This window comes from Pantoea sp. USMM079, assembly GCF_037153115.1.
Lineage (GTDB): Bacteria > Pseudomonadota > Gammaproteobacteria > Enterobacterales > Enterobacteriaceae > Pantoea > Pantoea communis.
In genome coordinates this window covers 277,398-301,700 of sequence record NZ_JBBCKX010000003.1, presented here as the reverse complement: position 1 = coordinate 301,700, position 24,303 = coordinate 277,398, and the positions used below count along the sequence as shown (strand labels likewise).

The 24,303-nt window shown below is 56.4% G+C and carries 29 protein-coding genes and 1 tRNA gene; 15 read left to right on the top strand and 15 right to left on the bottom strand.

Annotation, left to right across the window (positions count from 1 at the left end; genetic code table 11):
- Positions 1–28: 28 nt before the first annotated feature.
- From WFP70_RS08015 to WFP70_RS08000, 4 genes are all read right to left on the bottom strand, one after another.
- Positions 29–706 carry a MarC family NAAT transporter gene (locus WFP70_RS08015; protein WP_034826427.1) on the bottom strand — a complete coding sequence of 226 codons (678 nt, stop codon included), beginning with the start codon at positions 704–706 and terminating at the stop codon, positions 29–31.
- 82 nt (positions 707–788) lie between these two features.
- A complete protein-coding gene (locus tag WFP70_RS08010; RefSeq protein ID WP_034826425.1) occupies positions 789–1,424 on the bottom strand; it encodes a hypothetical protein in 636 nt (211 codons plus the stop codon).
- A gap of 95 nt (positions 1,425–1,519) precedes the next feature.
- Positions 1,520–1,999: a carboxymuconolactone decarboxylase family protein gene (locus WFP70_RS08005; protein ID WP_034826422.1), complete on the bottom strand. Its 480-nt coding sequence runs from the start codon at positions 1,997–1,999 to the stop codon at positions 1,520–1,522.
- 14 nt (positions 2,000–2,013) lie between these two features.
- A complete protein-coding gene (locus tag WFP70_RS08000) occupies positions 2,014–2,619 on the bottom strand; it encodes an FMN-dependent NADH-azoreductase (protein WP_337023160.1) in 606 nt (201 codons plus the stop codon).
- Positions 2,620–2,754: 135 nt separating this feature from the next.
- On the opposite strand from WFP70_RS08000, the gene pdxR reads away from it, so the two are divergent.
- Positions 2,755–4,137, top strand: a complete 1,383-nt coding sequence (gene pdxR, locus WFP70_RS07995) for a MocR-like pyridoxine biosynthesis transcription factor PdxR (protein ID WP_442956337.1) — start codon at positions 2,755–2,757, stop codon at positions 4,135–4,137.
- Between the two features lie 215 nt (positions 4,138–4,352).
- On the opposite strand, the gene WFP70_RS07990 is transcribed toward pdxR, so the two are convergent.
- Positions 4,353–4,868: a DUF2501 domain-containing protein gene (locus WFP70_RS07990; RefSeq protein ID WP_337023158.1), complete on the bottom strand. Its 516-nt coding sequence runs from the start codon at positions 4,866–4,868 to the stop codon at positions 4,353–4,355.
- A 266-nt stretch (positions 4,869–5,134) separates the two neighbouring features.
- Here WFP70_RS07990 and WFP70_RS07985 point away from each other — a divergent pair.
- Positions 5,135–5,219, top strand: a tRNA-Leu gene (locus tag WFP70_RS07985).
- A 218-nt stretch (positions 5,220–5,437) separates the two neighbouring features.
- Here the strand turns inward: WFP70_RS07985 and WFP70_RS07980 are convergent.
- From WFP70_RS07980 to fliE, 8 genes are read right to left on the bottom strand one after another with little or no spacing between them, the layout of a single operon-like run.
- Entirely contained in the window at positions 5,438–5,845 is a 408-nt protein-coding gene (locus WFP70_RS07980; protein WP_337023157.1) for a flagellar protein FlhE, read from the bottom strand.
- Positions 5,846–5,899: 54 nt separating this feature from the next.
- Entirely contained in the window at positions 5,900–7,996 is a 2,097-nt protein-coding gene (gene flhA / locus WFP70_RS07975; RefSeq protein WP_337023156.1) for a flagellar biosynthesis protein FlhA, read from the bottom strand.
- Positions 7,989–9,140, bottom strand: a complete 1,152-nt coding sequence (flhB, locus tag WFP70_RS07970) for a flagellar biosynthesis protein FlhB (RefSeq protein WP_337023155.1) — start codon at positions 9,138–9,140, stop codon at positions 7,989–7,991. The genes flhA and flhB overlap by 8 nt, the downstream gene beginning before the upstream one ends.
- Positions 9,141–9,146: 6 nt before the next feature.
- Positions 9,147–9,785: a protein phosphatase CheZ gene (gene cheZ / locus WFP70_RS07965; RefSeq protein ID WP_034826394.1), complete on the bottom strand. Its 639-nt coding sequence runs from the start codon at positions 9,783–9,785 to the stop codon at positions 9,147–9,149.
- Positions 9,786–9,790: 5 nt separating this feature from the next.
- On the bottom strand, positions 9,791–10,177 hold the full coding sequence (gene cheY, locus WFP70_RS07960) for a chemotaxis response regulator CheY (RefSeq protein WP_034826392.1): 387 nt from the start codon (positions 10,175–10,177) through the stop codon (positions 9,791–9,793).
- Between the two features lie 30 nt (positions 10,178–10,207).
- Positions 10,208–11,254, bottom strand: coding sequence for a protein-glutamate methylesterase/protein-glutamine glutaminase (locus tag WFP70_RS07955; RefSeq protein WP_337023154.1), 1,047 nt, complete (start codon positions 11,252–11,254; stop codon positions 10,208–10,210).
- Entirely contained in the window at positions 11,251–12,096 is an 846-nt protein-coding gene (locus tag WFP70_RS07950; RefSeq protein ID WP_034826389.1) for a CheR family methyltransferase, read from the bottom strand. The genes WFP70_RS07955 and WFP70_RS07950 overlap by 4 nt, the downstream gene beginning before the upstream one ends.
- 12 nt (positions 12,097–12,108) lie before the next feature.
- Positions 12,109–12,420, bottom strand: a complete 312-nt coding sequence (fliE, locus tag WFP70_RS07945; RefSeq protein WP_337023153.1) for a flagellar hook-basal body complex protein FliE — start codon at positions 12,418–12,420, stop codon at positions 12,109–12,111.
- A gap of 181 nt (positions 12,421–12,601) precedes the next feature.
- On the opposite strand from fliE, the gene fliF reads away from it, so the two are divergent.
- The 13 genes from fliF (at position 12,602) to fliR (ending at position 22,979) form a co-directional block, all read left to right on the top strand.
- Entirely contained in the window at positions 12,602–14,251 is a 1,650-nt protein-coding gene (gene fliF, locus WFP70_RS07940) for a flagellar basal-body MS-ring/collar protein FliF (protein ID WP_337023152.1), read from the top strand.
- The gene (gene fliG / locus WFP70_RS07935; protein WP_337023151.1) at positions 14,248–15,234 is read left to right on the top strand and encodes a flagellar motor switch protein FliG; all 987 of its coding nucleotides are present in this window, start codon (positions 14,248–14,250) and stop codon (positions 15,232–15,234) included. Before fliF ends, fliG begins: the two co-directional genes overlap by 4 nt.
- Entirely contained in the window at positions 15,221–15,913 is a 693-nt protein-coding gene (locus WFP70_RS07930) for a flagellar assembly protein FliH (protein WP_337023150.1), read from the top strand. Before fliG ends, WFP70_RS07930 begins: the two co-directional genes overlap by 14 nt.
- Positions 15,910–17,274 carry a flagellar protein export ATPase FliI gene (gene fliI / locus WFP70_RS07925; protein WP_337023149.1) on the top strand — a complete coding sequence of 455 codons (1,365 nt, stop codon included), beginning with the start codon at positions 15,910–15,912 and terminating at the stop codon, positions 17,272–17,274. Before WFP70_RS07930 ends, fliI begins: the two co-directional genes overlap by 4 nt.
- A gap of 2 nt (positions 17,275–17,276) precedes the next feature.
- On the top strand, positions 17,277–17,726 hold the full coding sequence (gene fliJ / locus WFP70_RS07920) for a flagellar export protein FliJ (RefSeq protein WP_337023148.1): 450 nt from the start codon (positions 17,277–17,279) through the stop codon (positions 17,724–17,726).
- Positions 17,723–18,916, top strand: a complete 1,194-nt coding sequence (locus WFP70_RS07915) for a flagellar hook-length control protein FliK (protein ID WP_337023147.1) — start codon at positions 17,723–17,725, stop codon at positions 18,914–18,916. The genes fliJ and WFP70_RS07915 overlap by 4 nt, the downstream gene beginning before the upstream one ends.
- 123 nt (positions 18,917–19,039) lie before the next feature.
- The gene (locus WFP70_RS07910) at positions 19,040–19,528 is read left to right on the top strand and encodes a flagellar basal body-associated FliL family protein (RefSeq protein WP_337023146.1); all 489 of its coding nucleotides are present in this window, start codon (positions 19,040–19,042) and stop codon (positions 19,526–19,528) included.
- A gap of 5 nt (positions 19,529–19,533) precedes the next feature.
- Positions 19,534–20,544, top strand: a complete 1,011-nt coding sequence (fliM, locus tag WFP70_RS07905) for a flagellar motor switch protein FliM (RefSeq protein WP_337023145.1) — start codon at positions 19,534–19,536, stop codon at positions 20,542–20,544.
- The gene (gene fliN / locus WFP70_RS07900) at positions 20,534–20,902 is read left to right on the top strand and encodes a flagellar motor switch protein FliN (protein WP_097118244.1); all 369 of its coding nucleotides are present in this window, start codon (positions 20,534–20,536) and stop codon (positions 20,900–20,902) included. Before fliM ends, fliN begins: the two co-directional genes overlap by 11 nt.
- Positions 20,902–21,192 carry a flagellar biosynthetic protein FliO gene (fliO, locus tag WFP70_RS07895; protein WP_337023144.1) on the top strand — a complete coding sequence of 97 codons (291 nt, stop codon included), beginning with the start codon at positions 20,902–20,904 and terminating at the stop codon, positions 21,190–21,192. The genes fliN and fliO overlap by 1 nt, the downstream gene beginning before the upstream one ends.
- A complete protein-coding gene (gene fliP, locus WFP70_RS07890; RefSeq protein WP_337023143.1) occupies positions 21,189–21,920 on the top strand; it encodes a flagellar type III secretion system pore protein FliP in 732 nt (243 codons plus the stop codon). Before fliO ends, fliP begins: the two co-directional genes overlap by 4 nt.
- A gap of 10 nt (positions 21,921–21,930) precedes the next feature.
- The gene (gene fliQ, locus WFP70_RS07885) at positions 21,931–22,200 is read left to right on the top strand and encodes a flagellar biosynthesis protein FliQ (protein WP_097118247.1); all 270 of its coding nucleotides are present in this window, start codon (positions 21,931–21,933) and stop codon (positions 22,198–22,200) included.
- Entirely contained in the window at positions 22,200–22,979 is a 780-nt protein-coding gene (gene fliR, locus WFP70_RS07880; RefSeq protein ID WP_337023142.1) for a flagellar biosynthetic protein FliR, read from the top strand. The genes fliQ and fliR overlap by 1 nt, the downstream gene beginning before the upstream one ends.
- Positions 22,980–22,989: 10 nt before the next feature.
- Here fliR and WFP70_RS07875 read toward each other — a convergent pair whose 3' ends face one another.
- Together WFP70_RS07875 and WFP70_RS07870 are read right to left on the bottom strand one after the other, a co-directional pair.
- The gene (locus WFP70_RS07875; RefSeq protein ID WP_337023141.1) at positions 22,990–23,508 is read right to left on the bottom strand and encodes a hypothetical protein; all 519 of its coding nucleotides are present in this window, start codon (positions 23,506–23,508) and stop codon (positions 22,990–22,992) included.
- On the bottom strand, positions 23,480–24,244 hold the full coding sequence (locus WFP70_RS07870) for a winged helix-turn-helix domain-containing protein (RefSeq protein WP_337023140.1): 765 nt from the start codon (positions 24,242–24,244) through the stop codon (positions 23,480–23,482). Before WFP70_RS07870 ends, WFP70_RS07875 begins: the two co-directional genes overlap by 29 nt.
- Positions 24,245–24,303: the final 59 nt, after the last annotated feature.

The following is a 24,303-nucleotide window of genomic DNA, read 5'->3' as shown; positions in this document are numbered from 1 at the left end:
CGGGTGCGGCCTTCGGGCCGCACTCTCTTCAATGGAAAGTCCGTACCACTTCTAACACGCCGTTAATCAAAAACTGTACGCCCATACACACCAGCAAAAAGCCCATCAACCGCGAAATTGCCTCAATCCCGCCTTTACCCACCAGCTTCATGATGGCACCCGAACTGCGCAGCGAAATCCACAAAATCACAGCGACCGACAAGAAGGTCAGCACCGGCGCCACGTTCACCACCCAGTTAGGAAAATCGACACCCGCTTTTACGGTGGAAGCCGAACTGATGATCATCGCAATAGTGCCCGGACCGGCCGTACTGGGCATCGCCAGCGGCACGAAGGCGATATTTACCGATTCACGATTCGCATCGGTGGCGTCGATTTCATCCTGTTTATGCCGGGCTTCAACGGAGTGGCCGACGGGTTTCGCCGGAAACAGCATGCGAAAACCGATAAAGGCGACGATCAATCCTCCTGCCATGCGCAGACCAGGGATCGAGATGCCGAAGGTGTGCAGCACCGCATTCCCGGCGTACCACGCCACCATCATAATCAGGAACACGTAAATCGAAGCCTGCATGGCCTGGCGATTGCGTTCCTGGAAATTCATGTCTCCCGCAAGACCGAGAAACAGCGCCACCGTGGTCAGCGGGTTGGCCAGCGGCAACAGCACCACCAATCCCAGCCCGATGGCTTTAAACAGTTCCAGCATGGTTTTCCCCGAGTTCCAATGGCATCGCGACACACCGTAGAGGCGCGTCGCGGCACAATTTAGCGCGCGTATGCAAAATGCATCAATGTTTTGGCGTTTCTAACGCTTCCAGCAACTCCGGGAAGAAATCTTCCAGCAGTTCGGGCGTCATCAGCTCAGGGTAGCTTATCAGGTGTTCGCGAATGCGTTCATTGACGTCGGGCAGCAAACGCTCTGCGGCTTGGTTGGCGGTGATTTTCTTCTGCTTCATCAAACGCAGTACGTCATCCGGCAGGTTGTCTTCATCTTCGACTTCATCCACGCCTTCCAGATCGTCCAACTCATCCAGCATATCCATTAAGGCTTCGATCTGCGGGGTGCGAGACTGATATTCAGACGGGTTTTCGTTTTCCAGATAGCGCAGCAGGGCACGCACTGGCGAACCATCGGGTTCTGCAGGAGGCTCGCTGGCAAACCAGTTCAGGAGATCGTGCTGCGTCACCTGATGGACGTGATAGCCGTTATCGACCAGCTCATCGGCGAGGATGTCGGCAGTATCGTGCTCAATCAGGCAAATGTGGGTGCGATTAGGCGTGAACTGCTCCAGCCACTGGTAGATCTCTTCAATGACGCTGTCATCGTAGCTGAAGTGGTGGCTGAGATAGCTGTCATCCTGCTGATGAACGCTGATGTGAATCAGGTCGGGATCGAAGTAAATCGCAATATTGATGCCTTTCATGCGCGCTGTCCTGTGTGGTGCAAAATCTCACTATAGCGTCAGGCAGCGCAGATGAACATGACAACGCCAGCAGCACAGGCTACTGGCGGTAAAAATTAACGCAAATCAGCACGATCCAGCCCGTAAGCGCTGTCGAGTGCACCCGGTGCCATCTGTGACAAAATCATCAGGCGGTTCCAGGTGTTGATGGCGGCGATCTTAAAGGTCAGCTCACTGATTTCGCCTTCAGAGAAATGTTCACGTACTTCACCGTACAGCGCTTCATCCACGCCGTGTTCACCAATGCGGGTCAGCGCTTCGGTCAGGGCAAAAGCCACTTTCTCGCGAGCGCTGAACAGTGGAGATTCACGCCAGATAGAAACGTGATGCAGACGCAGTTCGCGCTCGCCGTCGATCTTCGCCTGTTTCACATGCATGTCGAGGCAGAAAGCACAGTGATTCAGCTGCGAGGCACGGATATCAATCAAGTGTTTCAGTGACTTCTCCAGTGCGGTGTTCGCCACGGTGTTAGAGAAATCGGACATGGATTTGGCCAGTGCTGGCGCGGTTTTAAAATGGTTAACGCGTGAAGTCATGATGTTTTCCTCATTCAAAATAAGCGGTCAATGGCTTGCAGAGCCTGGGGTAATGCGGTGTCGCGGCTGACGCGATCGTGCGTACCGTCCACGCGGATAAATTCCACATCGGTGATGCCGATGTATTCGAGTGCCACGCGGATGTAAGGCGTGAACTGGTCATCCTGCACAAACGGGCCGTGGGCAAACACGCTGCCGCTGGCGACCACGCTGTATACCTTCTTGCCGCTCACCAGACCGACTTTGGTGCCTTCCGGCGTAAAGGCGAAGGTGCGCCCGGCGCGGGTGATATGGTCGAACCAGGCTTTCAGCACCGACGGTAGCCCGAGGTTCCACATCGGCGACGAGATAACCAGGGTGTCGCAGGCGAACAGCTGATCCACCATTTTTTCGGAAGTCTGAATGGTGGCACGCTGTGCATCGCTACGATCTTCTGGACGGGTAAAGAAGGCGCCAATGGTGAAGGCATCCAGGTGGGGCAACGGATGCTGCGCCAGATCCAATACCGTCTCTTCGAGATCGCTATGCTGGGCGCGAAGCTTCTCCACCAAACGCGCCGAGGCGTTACGTGAAGCCGATCCGGCCAGATCCGGGCTGACCTGAATATGCAGCAGTTTCATGAATTTTCCTTAACGAGATAGCGCGTTGAATGGGTGCATCTTAAACTTCTATGTCTGAGGGGAAAGGGTCAAAATGGTTTAAAACAGGTAGGACATTAGGCATCGCACTTATTGCGACATTGGAATGAGCGAGAGATAAACGTGGGCTACAAAGAAATCTACATTCGTTATCGCCAGCAGATTCTGGAAGGGCGCTTAAAGCCGGGCGACCGGGTGCCCGCGATCCGTGTGTTAGCCAGTGAACTGCAGGTTGCGCGCAAAACAGTGGAGGCGGCCTACGAGATCCTGATCGGAGAAGGGTACTTTGTCAGCCAGGGCGCGAAGGGAACACGCGTGAACCCTGCGCTCAATCTTGGTGGAGCTGCTGTTATCTCCACTGCGCCACCTTCCACGCAGCTGGAACATCCGGTGATTGAAAGTAAAGGCGAGCTGCGGCTGGGTATTCCGGCACTGGATGAGTTCCCGCACAAGAAGTGGCTGCTGATCTCCGGAAAGGCGGCGCGCACGCTGCGGCCCGATGAGATGATCATGCCCTCCATCATGGGCTACCAGCCATTGCGTGAGGCGATTGCCAGCTATCTCAATATTTCGCGCGGGCTCAACTGCCAGCCGGAGCAGATTTTTATCACCACCGGTTATCGCGCCAACCTGCGCCTCATCCTGGCCGTGCTGGCCCATCCTCACGACAAAGTGCTGTTTGAAGATCCGGGCTATTTCTTTGGGCAGAAACTGTTAAAGCGCATCGCACCGAATCTGCACTATGTATCGGTGGATCGTGAAGGTCTCGACGTGGATTTCCTCCTGCGTTATCACTCAGACGCACGCTTCGCGGTCGTCACGCCAACCCATCAGAGCCCGCTGGCGGTGACGTTATCATTACCCCGCAAGCATCAATTGCTGGAGTGGGCGCAGCAGAATAGCAGCTGGATCATTGAGGATGATTACGATGGCGAGTTTCACTACACGCGCAAAGTGATCCCGGCGCTAAAAAGCCTGGATGTGCACGATCGGGTGATCTATACCGGCACTTTCAGCAAAACCATGATGCCCGCGATGCGCGTGGGTTATCTGGTGATGCCGCAGCAGACCATTGAACGCTTCCGCGAGCTGGGTGAAATCCTCGAAACCGGTTTGCCGTTGCTACCGCAGAAAATCCTCGCGCAATTCCTCAGTGAAGGGCATTTCTATCGCCATATTAAGAAGATGCGCATTCTCTACCAGCAGCGCCGCCGCATGATGCTGGATGCACTACAGCACTGTTTTCCGCAGCTGTTTGACTTTGAACTCACTGATGGTGGCATGCATATCGTGGCCTTCCTGCGGCGAGGTATTCAGGATGTGGCACTGGCGGAGATTTGGCAGCGTCATCAGCTGCGGGTGTTACCGCTTTCTGGCTGGTATACACAAACCCAAAAACGCTACGGGTTGGTGATTGGCTACACCAATATTCAATCGTTTGAACAGGCGGTGGATGTGCTGGGCAGGGTGGTAGAAGAAACTAAAGGGGTGATTAGCTAATGGATTAATGGCCCTAGCGGCGCAATTTATTGCGCTCCCCATCAATAGTAAATAAGACGCGAGGGACAGCTCGCGCCTTATTCATGGTTACTTCACCCACTATCATTCCGGATGCAGAACGGCGGCTATCGAGAGACGCCCGATGCACTTACTCACTAAGCGATGCGGGGGAACGAAAGCCGCCAACGCACCTGCAACCCGAAGTCGGGCGTGAATTACATGCCGATATATTTCTTACCTTGTTTCAGCACCACGTCACAGGCCTTGGTCTTCACTTTCTCACCCATCGGCGAGTTGCTCAGACTCTGCAGATTCAGCTGCTGACCGTTGCCGGTGTTCAGCAAGCCTTGCAGACCCTGCTGATAATCGGTTTTCTGCTCTTGCGCGGCAGGGCTGCTCAGGCCGAGCTTGCTCAGCACCTGATCCTTCACTGATGAAACATTGTTATCCACCACGTTGTGCTGCACGCAGTAGGACATCACGCCTGCGGCGTTGGTCATGCTGTTGGAGCTAACCGCTTTGTCACCGCCATTCAGTAAACCGCTTAGCGAAGATAGCGACAGACCGCCATTCTGCGTGTTGCTGCTGGTGGTAGAGCCGCTGTTTTGCTGAGACAACTGTGATGCCGCGCTACTCAGCTGATCCTGCCAACTCGCCGCCGATGCACTGCCTGCTGTCAGTGCTGCCGCGATACCCAATCCCAAAATGATGCGTTGTGTTGCTTTGTTCATCTCAACCTCTTTGTTTTATACATCTGACGCTGTCAGTTTTGGTTAAGAGAGGCGTAAGCACGGAAAGTTCCGAAGTGGCGGGAGTTTGGGAATGTTCTGGAATCTGCACAGGAAAGCGCCGAAAGGGCACTTGTGCTGCCGTGTTTGCCCCTCAGAACCTGCGAAGTGCTGGTTTTTTCAACGCTTAGCGCAAAGCGCTGTCGATTAGTGTTGCGCACTCTGTTTGTAACGGTATAATCGCCAACGTTTTCCGCATCCTCTTCAGTGCCGAAGTGGCGAAATCGGTAGACGCAGTTGATTCAAAATCAACCGTAGAGATACATGTCGGTTCGAGTCCGACCTTCGGCACCATCGATTGATGCAAAATTAAGTCGCTTACGAGCGGCTTTTTTTGTGCCTGAAATTCACTAATACACACTCCCTCTAAACGAAAAAATCTTCAATAATCCTGTAACGAAAACATATAACTCAATGTTTTTTTTATTGTTGATTCATATGGAAGGTATGAGCCTTAAACAGTAATATCTCAGATGATTTAAATTATTTTACTCAGACAGTTAGCATCGATTTCACCGCACCCAATACCCCACCGTCACCTGATTACTTAACACCGTTACCACTGGTGCTATCGTGCCGCGCACCGCTGAATAATACTCAAACCATAACGGTCCGCCAGCCGGAAAGCCGTGCGGCAGGGCCATCTCTCCACGCAATCCCGGCAGCTTCACGCAGCGACCGCCACCGCAGACCTGTACCTGAAACCCCATGGGTACGGGCCCATCGACGGCGATGCGCCATGCCAGATGCCTGGCCATCGCGCCCGCAGGAGGTGGCACGACAGGCTGTACCGGACGGCTTTTAAACACTTGTTTACCCTGAGTGATCACGCCGCCAAAGCTCTGGCTGCTCCATGATCCTTCCGCAGCCAGCGCCAGCGGCGAGAATAACAGCAGCCCAAACCACATCCAGCATCGCATCAGATTTTACCTCCATTGATCCAGAACCGACGCGACTCCGATTTTTTGCAATTATCACATCGCATCAGCTTTCCCCCCAATCAGCCACGTCATCCGCACGTTGCGCTGGCTGCTGATCTCCTGGCTTGAGAGCACCGCCATCTGCGGGAACATGCGGCGCAGATAGCGCGACAGCATCAGGCGCAGCGCCGGATTCACCAGCAGCACCGGCGGCGCACCTAATCCTTCCTGATGCATCAGCGCTTGTTCGGTCTGCTTCATCAGACTCTCGGCAATGCCCGGCTCAATGGCGCTGCCGCTTTGCGTGGCCTGTACCAGCAACTGCTCCAGTGATACATCCAGCCCAATGACCTGAATGTCCTCCTCGCCGGGGAACCACTGCTGTGTAATGGCGCGCGCCAGACGTGCTCGCACGCGGGCAGTAAGTTCATCGGCATCGCTGCTGGCCGTGGCAAACTCCGCCAGCGTGTCGATAATGGTGCGCATATCGCGGATCGGCACGCGCTCTGCCAACAGGTTCTGCAACACCTTGTGCAGCAAGGTCAGGCTGATGACGGCGGGGATCAGATCCTCCACCAGTTTCGGGGCATGTTTGCTGAGCTGGTCCAGCAACTGCTGCGCTTCCTGACGGCCAAATAGCTCTTCGGTATGGGTCGAGATCAGATGATTAAGATGGGTGGCGACCACGGAACTCGGGTCGACCACGGTATAGCCCAGCGTTTGCGCCAGTTCGCGCTGCACCTCGTCGATCCATAACGCGGGCAATCCAAAGGTGGGCTCGATGCACGGCGTGCCGGGAATCTCACCTTCGGCGCAGCCGGGATCGATCGCCATCCAGCGGTCGGGCTGGATCTCGCCGTGGCCGATCTCAACGCCTTTGAGCAAAATGCGATAGCGAGTTGGCGGCAAATCAAGGTTGTCACGGATATGCACTGCAGGGGGTAAGAAGCCCATCTGCTGGGCGAATTTTTTGCGGATACCGCGCACGCGCGTCAGCAACTGGCCTTGCTGCTCATGATCGACCATCGGGATCAGGCGATAACCGACTTCCAGTCCAAGCTCATCTTCCAGCTGAACATCAGCCCAGCTCGCTTCGTTGACCTGCGCAGCCTCGCTCTCTGCCCGCGTCACGGGCGAAGCACCGGCTGCCGGTTGCTGCAGGGCGCGGCCGCGCAGCCACCAGGCTAATCCGAGCAACAGGGCGGTAAACAGCAGGAAAACGATGTTCGGCATGCCGGGAATCAACCCGAGCAAGCCAATCACCACGGCGGCTAGCGTCAGCACGCGCGGAGAGGTAAACAGCTGGCCCACCATCTGCTCGCCCACATCCTGATCGTTGACCACGCGCGTGACGACCACGCCCGCTGCGGTGGAGATCACCAGCCCTGGAATCTGTGCCACCAGGCCATCGCCAATGGTCAACAGCGTGTAAGTCTCACCCGCCCCGCCCATGGTCATGTCATGCTGCATCACGCCGATGATCAAGCCGCCAATAATGTTGATCGCCATGATCATCAGTCCGGCAATCGCATCGCCGCGCACAAATTTACTGGCACCGTCCATTGAGCCGTAAAAGTCCGCTTCCTGCGTCACCTCTTTGCGACGGCGCTTGGCTTCGTCTTCGCCGATCAAACCGGCGTTAAGATCGGCGTCGATCGCCATCTGTTTGCCGGGCATGCCATCCAGTGTGAAACGCGCGCCGACTTCAGCGATACGTCCGGCGCCTTTGGTAATCACCATAAAGTTAATAATAATCAATATGATAAAAACGATAATGCCAATGGCGAAATTGCCGCCCACCAGGAAATGACCAAAGGCTTCCACCACCTGGCCCGCCGCATCTGAGCCGGTGTGGCCTTGCATCAGAATCACGCGCGTCGAGGCGACATTCAGCGCCAGGCGCAGCAGGGTGGAGAACAGCAGCACGGTGGGAAACGCCGAGAACTCCAGCGTCTTCTGCGTAAACATCGCCACCAGCAGGATCATGATCGACAGTACGATATTGAAGGTAAACAGCAGATCCAGCACGAAGGTCGGCAGCGGCAGGATCATCATCGCGAGGATGGTCATGATCAACACCGGCCCGGCCAGCACCTGCCACTGTGTCTCTTTCAGCGTCGGCAAACGTAATTTTGTGGCGATATTAGCCATCACTCTCACTCTCTTGGGCAAAATCCAGTTTTTCCGGGACCGGCAAATTCATCGGGCGTGACGGTGGGTTGCCGTAGCCTTTGCGCCAGCGGCGCAGGCCGTAAACCCACGCCAGCACTTCCGCCACGGCGTTATACAGTTCGGTTGGCACGGGGGCGCCGGTCTCGCAATGGCGATACAAGGCGCGTGCCAGTGGTGGAGCATCCAGCATCGGGATGCGGTTCTCAGCGGCGAGTTCGCGGATGCGCAGGGCAATCAGGCCGCTGCCTTTCGCCACCACCACCGGCGCGCCCATGCTGCCTTCCTGATATTTGAGCGCCACCGAGTAGTGCGTTGGGTTATTCACCACCACATCGGCGTCAGGCACGGCAGCCATTTGTCGTTGCTGCGCCATCTGGCGCTGCAACTGGCGAATACGGCCTTTCAGCAGCGGATCGCCTTCCTGTTTTTTGAACTCATCTTTCACGTCCTGACGGCTCATACGCAGCTTTTTCCAGTTGCTCCACAGCTGATACACCACATCGAAAATCACCATCGGGATCAGCGACAGGATGATGATCAGCATGCACAGCATCAGTAACTGACTGATATCGTTAAGCGCCATGTTGAGAGGTTCAAACATCAACGCGATCAACTGGCTTTTATTCAGCATCAGGAACAGACCGCCGCCGGCCGCCGCCAGCAAGACTTTGAGAATCGCTTTCACCATCTCGGACAGCATCTGTGAAGAGAGCAGGCGTTTGAGGCCCGACAGCGGGTTGAGCTTTTTGGGATTGAACTGGATCGCCTTGCCGCTGAGGTTGAGGCCACCGATGATCGCCGGTGCCGTCAGCGCGGTGAGATACAACCCGCCGACCAGCGGCAACAGCGCCAGCATAGCGATCCCCAGTAAGGATGCGGCCTGATCCAGCATATGCTGCGGATCGCGCACCAGCAGGCGATCAAACGCCAGTCCGTTGTGCATCAACTGCTGCAGCTTTCGCGCCAGCTGACTGCCACCGATCGCCATCAATCCCCAACCCACCAGCAGCATGGCCAGCGTGGTTAGCTCACGCGATCGCGGAACCTGTCCCTCTTCCCGTGACTTTTTAATACGTTCGGGGGTGGGATCCTCGGTCTTCTCGTTGTCGCTCTCTTCAGCCATGACGCATCAAAAACCCAGCGAGTCCAGCAGATCGTCCACCTGCTCTTGTGAAGCGGCGATCCCCTGAGCGTGGGGATCGACTTGCGGCCCGTTCTTCAACTGCACTTCGCTCGGATCCTCAGGCGCATCACGATCGCCCATGTTCTCGACTAACACGCTGATCAGCTCGCGCTCCACGGTATCGATCACCTGCATCAGGCTGTTCAGCACCTGGCCGGTGAGATCCTGAAAATCCTGCGCCATCATGATCTCGGTGAGTTCGTCATTGGTCTGTTGGGTTAAATCAGGCACCCTTTGCAGATAAGCGCGGGTGTCGTGCACCAGCTCGCGCGCCTGATCCAGCGGTTGCGGATCGGCAAACCAGCGATCCCAGCGATCGCTCAGTGCGCTAGCGTCATCGCTCAAAGCCAGCTGTAGCGGGCGCGCGGCCTCGACGCTGGTCAGGGCGCGATCGGCCGCCTGCGAGGTTTTACTCACCACGTACCGCAGGCGGTCACGCGTATTGGGGAACGCATCGGCCACCTCGAAGATGGTCTGCTCCAGACCCAGATTAGCCATGCTGTTACGCAGCAGGCGTGTGAGATGCCCGATACGTATAAACAGATCTTTCGGGTTTTCACTCGGCATATCCGTGGGTGAGTTCATGCTGATTACCCCAGTTTTTCAAAGATTTTGCCGAGCTTCTCTTCCAGCGTGGCAGCCGTGAAGGGCTTGACGATATAGCCGTTCGCGCCCGCCTGTGCGGCGGCAATGATGTTCTCGCGCTTGGCTTCGGCCGTGACCATCAGCACCGGTAGTTTGGCCATGGCGGCATCGCTGCGAATGGCCTTCAATAGTTCCAGCCCGTCGAGATTGGGCATATTCCAGTCGCTGACCACGAAATCGAACGTGGCGGCACGCAGTTTATTCAGCGCATCCTGACCATCCTCCGCCTCTTCAATATTTTGATAGCCGAGGTCCTGCAGCAGGTTACGCACGATGCGTCGCATAGTGGCAAAGTCATCCACCACCAGAAAACGCAGGTTTTTATCTGACATCTCAATGTTCTCCTGAACCGGTTAATCCATTTATTTGCGTTGTAGGTTGTTGCTGAAACTGTCGAGTAAACGCTGGCTGACCTGATCCAAATCCACCACCTCACAGGCACCGTTCAGCGCGATGGCCTCGCGCGGCATGCCGAACACCACACAGCTGGCTTCGTCCTGTGCCAGCGTCCAGGCACCGGCCTGCCGCAGCGTCAGCAGGCCGCGTGCGCCATCGTTGCCCATGCCAGTGAGGATGGCGGCGCTGGCGAGTTTGCCTGCCTGCTGCGCCACGGAATGGAAAAGCACATCTACGGACGGGCGATGGCGATTGACCGGCGCGTTGTCGCTGATCTGCACTTCGTAACCCCGACTGCGGCGCACGATCTCCAGATGACGATCGCCCGGCGCAATCAGGGCATTGCCCGGCAACAGCGGTTCACCGTGTTCGGCTTCACGTACCGAAATCTGACACAGTGAGTCCATGCGTTGGGCGAAGGAGCGGGTAAAACCGGCAGGCATATGTTGGGCGATGACGATGCCGGGACTGCTTAACGGCATCTGTGTCAGCACCCGGCGCAGCGCTTCGGTGCCGCCTGTAGACGAGCCAATGGCGATGATTTGCGAGGCATCGGTCTTGATGCCAGCCAGCAGCGAGCCGGAGGCAGCGTTCAGCCGATAGCGATTGGGATTGGCTTTGGCGGCTCCACGAATTTTGTCTGCCAGCAGCGCGCCCCATGCCGCCAGATCGCCGGGCATCTGGTTACCGGGTTTAGGGATAAAATCCACCGCGCCCTGTTCCAATGCATTGAGCGTGGCGCTGGATCCGCGCGTGGTCATGCTGGAGATCATGATCACCGGCATGGGCCGCAGCCGCATCAGTCGGCTCAGAAACTCCAGCCCGTCCATGCGCGGCATATCAATATCCAGCGTCAGCACATCCGGGTTGAATTGTTTAATCAGGTCACGGGCGATCAGCGGATCGGGTGCCGTAGCCACCATCTCCATATCGGCCTGCTGATTGACGATGGCGCTGAGCATATTGCGCATTAAGGTGGAATCATCCACCGCCATCACGCGTATTCGCTTCAAGGTGCAACCTCCATCCGTTCGTACACTGATTGCCCACGCAACTGCAGCGGCAGCGTGGGCTGGGAGAAGTGTTCAGAGTGACCAACAAACAGCAAACCGCCGGGTTTGAGCAGGCGAGCGAAGCGCTCCAGTAGCCGAATCTGGGTGGGAAAATCAAAATAGATCATGACGTTGCGGCAGAAGATGGCATCGAACGGCTGAGGCAGCGGCCAGCTGTCCGCCAGCAGATTGATCTGTTGATAATGGATGTTCGCCAATAGCGCGGGTTTCACTTTGACGTACTCGCGACTGTGACCACTGCCGCGCAGAAAATAGAGGCGTTTCTGCGTCTGATTCAGCATTTGAATGTCGCTAAAGCGATAGATTCCCGCCTGCGCTTTGGCCAGCACATCGGTATCAATATCAGACGCCCAGACGCGTAATCCGCTGCCCAAAACCTGATCCAGCGTGATGGCGATTGAACAGGGTTCTTCACCGGTCGAGGCGGCGGTACACCACACGCGATAATCTTTCGGACGCTGGCGTGCATGTTCCGCCAGAATCGGGAAATGATGCGCTTCCCGGAAAAACGACGTGAGATTGGTGGTCATGGCATTGATAAAAATCTGCCACTCCGGCTGCTCAGGGTGGGATTCGAGCAGGTCGGCATAAGCGGTAAAGGTGTTCAGTTTGAGTTCACGCACCCGGCGTGAGAGACGGTTAAATATCATCTCTTTTTTTTGTGTATTCACCACAATGCCGGCGCGCTGATAAATCAGTTTTCCCAGGCGAATTAATTCAATATCGGTTAATGACAGCGAGCCGGGTAATAAGCGCGCAGCTGTGGTGTTATTTTCATGCATTGCCATCAAGCCTTATACCGGCGTATTCATCACTTCCTGATACGCAGCAATCATTTTATTTTTAGCCTGCATGCCAAAGCTAAATGAAATAGAGGATTTCTGCATCGCCAGCATCACATCGTTAAGGCCAAGATCGCTGCTGCCTGACATCCACTGCTGCGTTTTGGTTTTGGCATCCAGCTGGGTTTTATTTATCTCATTGATACTGCGCAATAACTTATCTGAGAAGGAAGGGATGTTATCGCGCGGAGATATCGCGCTTGTGACTTGTTGCGCCTGAGATTGAATCTGATCGAGTACGCCTCGTAATAAGCTCGCTGACATGCTTCACGCCCATTGGAATAAGAATACAGAGCGGCAGATTAGCATTCGAGGCTATTCATCAGAAAATGCAATAAGACAACACAACTTCGAGCTTATTGCCCATTAATAAATCGCGCTTTCGATGAATAATGATTCTCTGAATATTCCTGATGACCTATTACTATTTTTACAGGAAGGCGGCATGAGTGCCACGTTAAAGGATTTAAATCATCACCCGTCCGCACAATTAAAATCGGTGCTGTTATCGCTGCGATCCAGCCCGAAAATCGCGCTGGCGATTGCCGCCGCGGCCACGCTTTCGGTGGTTATCGCGCTGGTGATGTGGGCCAATCAGCAGAGTTACAGCATCCTGCTCAGCAATATCAGTGATGAAGACGGCGGTGCCATCGTGGCGCAGCTCACCCAGCTGAACGTCCCGTATCGCATTGACGCATCCAGCGGCGCGATCCGGGTGCCAGAAGGGCAGGTGCATGAAGTCCGTATGAAGCTGGCACAGCAGGGTTTACCCAAGGGTGGAGCAGTGGGCTTTGAGCTGCTGGATCAGGAAAAATTTGGCATCAGTCAGTTCAGCGAACAGGTGAACTTCCAGCGTGCGCTGGAGGGGGAGCTGTCGCGCACCATTGAGAATCTGGGTCCGATCCAGTCGGCGCGTGTGCATCTGGCGGTGCCCAAACCGTCCCTGTTTGTGCGTGAGCAGAAAGCGCCTACCGCCTCGGTGAGCGTCAATCTGATCAACGGCCGCACGCTGGATGAAGGCCAGATTGTGGCGATAACGCATCTGATCTCCAGTGCGGTAACCGGCCTGGCAGCAGAGAACGTCACGCTGGTGGATCAGCGTGGCAATTTGCTGACGCAGAGTGGCATGCGCGGTCTGCAAACCTCACAGCTGAAATACACCAACGACATTGAGTTTGATTACCAGCAGCGTATTCAACGCATGCTGGCGCCGCTGGTGGGTGAAAACAACGTGCGCGCGCAGGTCACGGCGCAGATCGATTTCACCCAGCTGGAGCAGACCCAGGAGCAATATCAGCCGAATAGCGATCCGCAAAAAATGGCGATTCGCAGCCGACAGGCCAGCCAGGCAGAGCAGGGCAACAACAGTGGCACTGGCGGTGTTCCTGGCGCACTCAGCCATCAGCCGCCCACGCCCGCCACGGCACCGATTACCCAGCCATTAGGTGTCAGCGACAGCAAGCGTCCCGCTGGCCAGCCTTTCAATAATCGTAACGACGAGACCACCAATTTTGAGCTGGACCGCACGCTGACCCACAGCAAATCCAGCATAGGCCGCATTGAACGTCTTTCGGTGGCGGTGGTGATAAACCATCTGCCGCAGGGCGAAGAGGGCAGCGTGAGTGCGATGAGTGATGAGCAGCTGGCCCGCCTGAATACCCTGGTGCAGGAAGCGATTGGCTATCAAGCCACGCGGGGAGACAGCATCAATATCATGCATGCGCCGTTTAACGGCCTGGTCGATGAGCCTCCGCTGCCGCTGTGGCAGCAGGCGAGTTTCCACACGCTGTTAATGAATCTGTTTCGCTATCTGGTGGTGGCGATCATCGCCTGGATCATGTGGCGCAAACTGGTGCAACCGAGCTGGGAACGCCATCAGCAGACCACGCTGCGCCAGATGGAGCTGGAGAAAGAGGCGCGCGACGAGGCCGCTGCAGCGCAAAAACATGCGGCAGAGAACGATGTGCGCCAGCGTGCTCAGCAGCGTGCGCATACCGAAATTAGCACTCAGCAACTGCGTGAGCTGGCAGAGCAGGAGCCTCGCGTGATTGCGCTGGTGCTGCGCCAGTGGATGAACCAGGAGGGCAGGCCATGAATGCGGCAGATAAGAGTGCGGTGGTGATGCTGACGCTGGGCGACGAGCTGGCGGCAGAGGTGTTTAAGCATCTCAATGCGCATGAGGTGAAGCAGATCGGCGGTGCGATGGTCAACATGGCCGGATTTAGCCATCAGCAAATGGCGGCGGTATTGCAGCAGTTTGAACAGGATTCCAGTGAATATGCCGCGCTCAGCCTGAACACCAATGATTATCTGCGCAGCGTGCTGGTGAAGGCACTGGGCGAAGATCGTGCCAGTTCGCTGCTGGAAGATCTGCTGGACACCCAGCAGGGCAGCAACGGCATGGAAACGCTCAACTTTATGGAGCCGCAGGCGGTGTACGATCTGATTTGCGAAGAGCATCCGCAGATCATCGCCACCATTCTGGTGCACCTCAAGCGCAATCAGGCCGCTGATGTGCTGGGCAAGTTTGAAGACCGCGAGCGCAACGACATCATGCTGCGTATCGCCACCTTTGGCGGCGTCCAGCCTGCCGCGCTGCAAGAGTTGACCGAAGTGCTGAACACCTTGCTGGATGGTCAAAATCTCAAGCGCAGCAAAATGGGCGGTGTGCGACCGGCCGCCGAGATCCTTAACCTGATGAAAACTCAGCAGGAGGCTTCTGCGATTGAAGCGGTGCGTGATTTTGATCAGGAGCTGGCACAGAAACTGATCGATGAGATGTTCCTGTTTGAGAAACTGATCGAAGTGGAAGATCGACATATTCAACGACTGCTGCAAGAGATTGAAAATGAAACCCTGTTGATTGCGCTAAAAGGGGCCAACGAGGCGCTGCGCACCAAGTTCCTTGCCAACATGTCGCGCCGCCAGGCAGAACTGATCCTCGACGATCTGGCTTCGCGTGGCCCGGTGCGCTTGTCGCAGGTTGAGGCCGAGCAGAAAACCATCCTGAATATTGTGCGTAAGCTGGCGGAATCCGGTGAAATTGTGATTGGAGGCAGCGACGATGCCTACGTCTGATCACGCACAGTGGCGCCGCTGGCAGCCGGACAACCTGCTGCAGCAAGAGCCGGAAATCACGGTTGAAATCGATAGCACGGCCTCGGAGGCCCAGCGCCAGGCGGACCTGGCGCGCCTGCGTAAACAGGCGGAACAGCAAGGTTTCAGTCAGGGCATGAAACAGGGTGAAGAGGCGGGCCAGCAGCAGGGCTATGAAGCCGGATGGCGCGAAGGGCATGAAGCGGGTCTGGCGCAGGGCATCGAACAGGCCGCAGCACAGCAGCAGGCGCTGCTACGTCAGGCCGAGTGCTGGCTGCAAAACTTCAGGCTGGCACGCGAGAACCTCGACAGTGTGATCCCCGGTCGTCTGGTGCAGTTGGCGCTCACCGCCGTGCAGCAGTTGTATGGCCGCCAGGCACAGATCGATCACCCCGCGCTGCTGCAACAGATTCGCCAGTTGCTACAGCATGACGCACTGCTGCACGGCAGTATCCAGCTCTACGTGCATCCCGACGATCGTGCGATGATTGAACAGGCGCTGGCGCAGGCGTTAACCGAGACGGGCTGGCAGCTGCACAGCGATGCACAGCTGGCGCCCGGCGGCTGTCGCATTACCTCGGCTGAAAGCGAGTTCGATGCCAGCCTGGAAACGCGCTGGCAGGCGCTGTGCCAGCTGGCGCGCCAGGAGAATGTGCCATGAGCCAGCAACTCAGGCAGTGGCTCGATGCACTCGACACACTTGAGCACAACATGGCGGCGGTGCCGGGGTTTCGCCAATACGGCAAACTGACGCGCGCCACTGGGCTGGTGATGGAAGCCGTGGGGCTGATATTGCCGATAGGCGCGCTGTGCCTCGTCGAGCGGCAGACTGCGCAAGGCACAACCGTAGTCGACACGGAAGTGGTGGGTTTCAACGGCCATACGCTGTATCTGATGCCGCTGGCGCAGGTGGAGGGCATTGTGCCTGGCGCGCGAGTTTATGCGCCCGCGCACGACAGCAGCGGGGGCAAACAGTTGCCCGTTGGGCCCCAGCTGTTGGGTCGGGTGCTAGATGCGCAGGGCCATCCGCTGGATGGCGGTGCTGCATTGGGCAAACCGCTGGCGAGCCTGTTCACCGCATCACTCAATCCGCTGCATCGCGATCCGATCAAAAGCGTGCTGGACGTTGGCGTGCAAGCGATCAATGGCCTGCTGACGGCGGGGCGTGGTCAGCGCATGGGCCTGTTTGCCGGTTCCGGTGTGGGCAAAAGTGTTCTGCTCGGCATGATGGCGCGTTTTACCACCGCCGAGGTGATTGTGGTGGGATTGATTGGCGAACGCGGCCGCGAAGTTAAAGATTTCATTGAAAATATTCTTGGTGAAGCCGGACGTTCGCGCGCGGTGGTAATTGCCGCGCCTGCCGATGTATCCCCGCTGCTGCGCATGCAGGGTGCGGTGTATGCCACGCGCATTGCAGAAGACTTTCGCGATCGCGGCATGAATGTCCTGCTGATCATGGATTCCCTGACGCGCTATGCCATGGCGCAGCGTGAAGTGGCGTTAGCCATCGGCGAGCCGCCCGCCACCAAAGGCTATCCACCTTCGGTATTTGCCCGGCTGCCCGCGCTGGTGGAGCGCGCGGGCAATGGCATGGCAGGCGGCGGATCGATCACCGCGTTTTATACCGTATTGACCGAAGGCGACGATCCCCAGGATCCGATTGCCGATGCGGCACGCGCGATTCTCGACGGCCACATTGTGTTGTCACGTCGGCTGGCGGAAGCGGGGCATTATCCGGCGATTGATATTGAAGCCTCAATCAGCCGCGCTATGACCGAGCTGATCCCGCAAGCGCAATATCGCAAGGTGCAGCGCTTTAAGCAGCTGCTGGCCTGCTACCAGCGTAACCGCGATCTGGTCAGTGTCGGTGCCTATGCGTCAGGCAGCGATGCGCTACTCGATCAGGCCATCGATCGTTTTCCCGCTCTTGAAGCCTTTCTCCAGCAGGCGATCCACCAACGCAGCGACTACCCGACTGCAATGGCGGCGCTGGCTCAATTATTCCCTGACATCCCGGAGTGACAATGCACATGCGCAATCCCATGGTTATGTTACGTGACAGAGCCGAAGAGACACTGACCGCCTCCACGCAAACGCTGGGGCAGGTGCAGCAGACATTGCAACACGCCGTGGCGCAGCATCAGCAGCTGCAAACCTATGCAGATGAGTATCAGCAGTCACTGCGGCTGGGCATGACGGGCAACGGCATGTCCGTGGCGCATCTGGTCAATCATCAGGCGTTTATCGTGTCGCTCAATCAGGTGGTCAGGCAGCATGAGCACCAGGTCGATCAGTGCGAACGTGCCATCGATGGCGCGAAAAAATGCTGGATCGATGACAAGCAGCGTTTGAATGCGTTTGAAACCCTGCTGGCGCGGCGGCAGAGTGCTGAGGCACAGGTTGCCAGCCGTCGTGAGCAGAAGCTGATGGATGAGTGTGCGCAGCGAATCAATCATCAACGAGGACGGTTATGACGATGGATATCACGGCACTGCTTAACGGCAAACTCAGCGATGTGTTGAAAACCCGCGAGCCGACTGACGAGGATTTTAGCGAACTGCTACTGGAGAAGCAGGATGGCATGCTGGCGATGGAGGAACCTTTGCTATCGGTATTGGCCACTGCCATTTCCATGCGGAGTTCTGCATCGTCGAATTCCGGGCGTGCGCCAGCGTCTGCACTCACTGGCAGCGACAATCCCCGCTGGCAGTTGCAGCAGTTGATAAGCCAACAGACGGCCAACCTTCACGGATCGGTCCCAGCCGACCCGATCGGATTAGACGACGCCGGGTCTGATGCTACCGCCAGAGCTTTTAGCTCTGGCACGCGCAATATGCTTTTCACAGACACGGATCGCCTGTCTGTCACGAATACGCGCCATGCACTTGTTGCTAATGCAGATAGTCTGCCTGCCGTGGACACGCGCCATGCGCTTCTCGCCAACGCGAGTAGCCAGCCTGTCGTGAAGACGCGCAGTCCGCTTTTCGGCGAAATGCGCGGCGCGCCCGCCGATCGGTTTAGTCAGCCAGGTTCAGGCAGCCAGTCACCTGTGCAGCAGCCCGAAGTCTCTGTCACGGCAGCCAGCGGGCTGCTCGCCGAGCGACAAATGACACCGATTCTGGCATCGCACACTGACACCACCGCGATCGCCGAGCTGGGACTCTCCACCAATCATCCTGCTCCGATGCCGTTACAGCGAGCGCTGCCCGCGCCGGCAACGGTCACGGTGGCCCTGCAACATCCACCTGAATCTCCCGCGTGGAAGCAGGAATTCAGCCAGCAGATTGCATTACTGAGCCGTCAGGGCGTGCACAGCGCGGAGATCCGCCTGCATCCGGAGAGCTTAGGTGCGTTGCAGATTTCCCTGCGCATGCAGCAAGAACAGGCGCAGATACATATCGTCAGCGAACATGCTGGCGTACGTCAGGCCATTGAGCAGGCATTGCCGCAACTGCGAGCGGCGATGGCCGAGTCCGGCGTGCAGCTGGGGCAAGCCAGCGTGGGCAGTGAAAACCCACATGCCAATGCAGATGGCCAGCGCGGATCCTCACAGCCACCATCGCCTGACGATGCAGATGACCATCGAGCGGGAGAAGACGAATCCACCACAGAGTTAATAGCGTCAGCACCGGGAAATAGTTATGGAATAAATACCTTCGTATAAAAGGGTGAATTAGCCTCAGGTGTGAAATGACATTGGCTCATTCCACCACATCAAAAAATATTATAATCATGCTCTTCATCATTATTGTTGAGTCTATTAATTCTCACGCTGAGTGTATTCATTATGGAAGAAGAAAAGACCGATAAACCAAAACGTAGCCGCCTGCGAACACGCCTTATTATATTTCTCACGCTCAGCCTGATAACCCTGGGTGGAGGTGTAGCCTATTGGTTTTGGCTGGAAAAACAGAACGCCTCGACTGACGAGCCGAAAGCACCGGTAATAGAAAAAGTGGAGCCGGTCTATGTGCCGCTGAATACTTTCACCGTCAGCCTTAAACCCACCGAGGAAGAAGCCGACCGCGTGCTGTATTTAGGCATTACGGTGAGTTTTATTGATTCACAGTCATCGGCAACGTTAGCGAAATTTATGCCGGAATATCGCAGTCGGCTATTTATGTTATTCACCCAGCAAACTTATGAAACGTTATCAACGGATGAAGGAAAGCATCAGTTGATTGCCGATATTCAAACGGCACTCAGCCAGCCATTGCCACATCAACAGGCGATCACGCCCGCTGAAGTGTTAATTAATGAATTTATTCTGCGGTAAATACTATGTCCGATAGCTTTTTGTCTCAGGATGAAATTGATCGCCTGCTGAATGCCGACAGTGATAGCAGCGCACCGGTCTCAGGCAGTGCAGAAGCCAGTGATATCCGGCCTTACGATCCGCATACGCAGCGTCGGGTGATTCGCGAGCGTCTGCACTCGCTGGAGATCATTAATGAGCGCTTCGCCCGCCAGTTCCGCATCGGGCTGTTTAATCTGCTGCGACGTGGCCCGGATGTGACCGCTGGCAATATTCAAATCCAGTCCTACCACGAGTTCGCGCGCAATTTGCCGGTGCCCACCAACCTGAATCTGCTGCACCTGCATCCGTTGCGTGGCACTTCGCTGATGGCCTTCTCACCGGGGCTGGTGTTTATGGCAGTGGATAACCTGTTTGGCGGCGATGGGCGTTTTCCCACCAAAGCCGACGGGCGCGAATTCACCCCCACCGAGCAGCGTGTAATTAACCGCATGGTGAGCATGGCGCGCGAAGCCTATGAGTTCGCCTGGAGCACCATTTTCAGCATCAAAACCGAGTACATTCGTTCGGAAATACAGGTGAAATTCACCAACATCACCTCATCACCCAATGACGTGGTGGTCACCACCCCATTTGCGGTCGAGATTGGCTCGCATCGTGGCGAATTTAATATCTGTATCCCGTTTAGCACCCTCGAACCGCTACGCGAACTGTTAAGCAATCCGCCGCTCAGCCACTCCCGCAGTGAAGATGCTCACTGGCGCGGCATGCTGGCGGGCGAGATGCGCGAAACCGAGCTGGAGCTGGTGGCGACCTTTGCGCAAATGGAAACCCGGCTCTCATCGGTGCTGCGCATGCAGCAGGGCGATGTACTGACCTTCGACAAACAGGATCGCATCACCGCCAGCGCCGGCGGTGTGCCGATATTCACTGCGCACTACGGGGCCGTGAATAACCAATATGCCCTCAAGGTTGAACAAAAAATTCAGCCTGCATTGTCATCAATAAGCAAGGAGCCACATCCCCATGAGCGATAACCCAACCTCGACGGGCGCTGAAGATCCCTCTATCGACAATCTTTGGGGAGACGCCATGAGCGAGCAGCAGGCTGCCAGCAGCGCGTCGCAAAGCACTGACGATTTGAGCCTGATAATGGATATCCCGGTGAAAATGACTGTGGAATTGGGCCGCACCAAAATGACTATCAAAGAGCTGCTGCGTCTCAGCCAGGGTTCAGTGGTGACGCTGGATGGTCTGGCGGGAGAACCGCTGGATATCCTGATCAATGGCTATCTGATTGCCCAGGGCGAAGTGGTGGTGGTGTCGGATAAATTTGGTATTCGCATCACCGAAATCATCACGCCGTCTGAGCGTATGCACCGGCTAAGTCGCTAATGATCACACACTCTGCTGATGATTCGCTGCTTATGACGCTGCTCGGTGCGCTGGGATTGGTGATATTACTGATGCTGTTGCTGGCATGGAGTGCGAAACGCAGCGGCTGGCTGCAGCGTTATCAACGCAGTCATCCGGCCATTAACGTGGTGGCGCGTCTCTCGCTCGGCGCACGCGAGCGGCTGGTGCTGGTGGATATCGGTGAGCAGCGGCTGTTGCTCGGCGTCACCGCGCATCAAATCACCTGCCTGAACCAATCACAGCAACCTGACGCTAAGGACGGACGATGAAAGGGCGCGCAGTCATAGCGTTGCTGCTGCTTTTCACCGCCGCCAGCGCCGGGGCCGCCAACAGCGACATTGTCATCGCCCGACCCAACAGCGAAGAGGGCTGGACGCTGCCGCTGCAGACGCTGGTGTTGCTCAGTGGTTTTACCTTCATTCCCGGCATTTTGCTAATGATGACGGGTTTCACCCGCATTGTGATCGTGCTGGGGTTACTGCGCAATGCGCTTGGGACGCCGACCGCACCACCAAATCAGGTGCTGGTCGGGCTGGCACTGTTTCTCACTTTCTACGTGATGTCGCCGGTGCTGAACCAAATCTACGAAAAAGCGTGGCAGCCGCTGCAAAACAACAGCATCACCATGGAAGTAGCGTTGGCGGAAGGGGTGAAACCGCTGCGCGCGTTTATGCTGGATCAAACGCGTGAAGCGGATCTCGCGCTATTTGCACGTATCGCCAAAGCGCCGCCGATGAGCGGGCCGGATGCAGTGCCGCTCAGTATTCTGGTGCCTGCCTTTGTCACCAGCGAACTGAAAACTGCTTTCCAGATTGGCTTCACGATATTCATCCCGTTTCTCATCATCGATTTAGTGGTCGCCAGTATTCTGATGGCGCTGGGGATGATGATGGTACCGCCCACCACCATCGCGCTGCCGTTTAAGTTGATGCTGTTTGTGTTGGTAGACGGCTGGCAGCTGCTGCTGGGTTCACTGGCACAAAGTTTCTACAGCTAAGGAGCCGCGAATGACACCCGAAAGTGTGATGGTGCTGGGCATGCAGGCGATAAAGGTAGGGTTGATGATTGCCGGGCCGCTGCTGCTGGCCGCACTGGTCACCGGGCTGGCGATCAGCATCATGCAGGCCGCCACTCAAATCAATGAAATGACCATGACCTTTATCCCGAAGATTCTGATGATTGTCGGTGTTGCCGTGTTACTGGGTCCGTGGATGCTGAAAATCTTTATTGAATACATGCGCACGGTGTTCACCAGCATCTCATTCGCGATCGGCTAATGGCGTTTGGCATCCCGTTTGAGCTGCTGACCGCGCAGATTGCTCACGTGTTTTTTATTATGGTGCGCGTGGCTGCGCTACTGTTTGTCGCGCCGATTTTCAGTGAGAAGGCAATCAGTAAACGGCTGCGTGCCGCACTGGCGCTGCTTATCGCCTTGCTGATTGCCAGCAGCGTGGAAGATGCTCAGGTGGCGTTGATGTCGTGGCACGGTGCCTGGCTGGTGGTGAAGCAAGTTGTGATCGGTGCTGCGCTCGGTCTGATGCTGCAGCTGCTTTTCGCTGCGGTGCGTTTGTGCGGCGAGATCATTGGCATGCAGATGGGACTTTCGTTCGCCACCTTTTTTGACCCTAATAGCGGCAATACCCCGGTGATTTCGCGTTTGCTCAACCTGCTGGTGATGCTGCTGTTTCTCAGTATCAATGGTCATTTGTGGCTACTGGCGCTGCTGGCAGAGAGCTTTACCAGCCTGCCAGTGAATGATGAACCGCTGCACGCGGGTGGCCTACGTTATCTGGTGATGCAGGGCGGGTTGATCTTCAGTCAGGGATTGATGCTGGGATTGCCGATTATCACGCTGTTGCTCTGTATCAATATGACGCTAGGGTTGTTGAACCGTTTAACCCCGCAGCTCTCGATCTTCGTGGTGGGTTTTCCCCTGACGTTAGGGGCGGGCATGCTGGCGCTGTTCCTGATGGGCGATACCTTGCCCCCCTTTTTTGCCCACCTCACCGCGCGCATGTTTACTCATCTTGAACAGCTGTTAGCCGCGCTACGCTAGCTATTTCTGGCTACCTGATGCAGACATTACGCGCCACGCTTTCTGTACCGGAGGCCAGCACGCGGCCATTGAACAGATAGAGGGCAATCACGCTGACATCGCCTGCCTGCCAATGCGGGAAGACATACTTTTGCACGTCCTCATCGCGGCTTTTGTCACCCAGTCCACGACTGTGTTGTGTGACGGTGATTTTAAGCAGGTTGTGGTTGAACTCACCGTTAAACCACACTGCACGGTGAATCGGAGTGATCGGTGCCGTCAGTTGCCCATCCTTGAAACGAGAAAGCGTGCCGAGATAGCTGAGATGGCCCTGGCTGAAGCCATCGCGATAGCTGCGGTAAATCCCCTGCGTCAGCACCCATTCACGCTCACTTTTGATGTCATAAAACGCCAGCGGAAACAGGCATTGGGACTGCTGTGTGGTGGTGATTAGCCAGCGTCCGATGACCGCGCTAAAAGCCAGTACAAAGCCCCCGATAAACAGCCAGAGCAGCGGGGATTTAATTGACGCGAAAATAGAACGATTCACACACATTATTCGCTTCCTCTAAGGGTTGCTGGCACGCAATCACACCCTGATGTTGCGGATTGTTGGCTGAACTGAGGGTGACGTATAGCACCCTGGCGGCGGGTTTATCCGGGTTCGCCTCCAGCACATAACGGCGATAGGTACGCAGCGTGGTTTCAATTAAGGCGTGCTGCGTGTGATGTCCTTTCGGCACCCAGACGCTGCTGCCAGCAGGGATGGACGGTCCCTGCCAGCTGACAAAATCAATCGGTTTTGGCGTAAGCAGAAAAAAGTGTTGTACCAGTAAAGCCACCAGACACCCGGCAGTGATGCCAGCGACGGTGACGCCTGCTACTCGCCGCCCATTCAGCGGGCTCCGTGCCGGTAGCGAAAGGGGCATTGTCAGTGCGGCGGGTTGCTCGACGGCTGGCGGCGTATTGATGATCAAGCGGTAACCGCTGCGCGTGACGGCCAGCAGGCTAATCTGCTGCTCAAGTTCCAGCGACATCAATGCACGGCGCAGTTTATTGATCATCACGCGCACGCTGTTATCGGTGGCGGCATAACCGGCACGACGCCAGCCAATCTCCATCAGCTGTTCATGCGTCAGCACTTCGCCTTGCGCCTCCGCGAGTGCATACAGGCAGCGCGCGGCGCTGGCGGGCAGCGTCACGGACATATCATCCAGCGTCCGGCTCAGGATGCGCGTACGTCGATCTAATCTGGCCGCCTGACCAAGCAAGATTGTGTTAGGCATAGAGAAGTCGTCTATCAATTAGGGTAAAGAGCGAGTCGGTTGTTAATGTTATTTTTGTG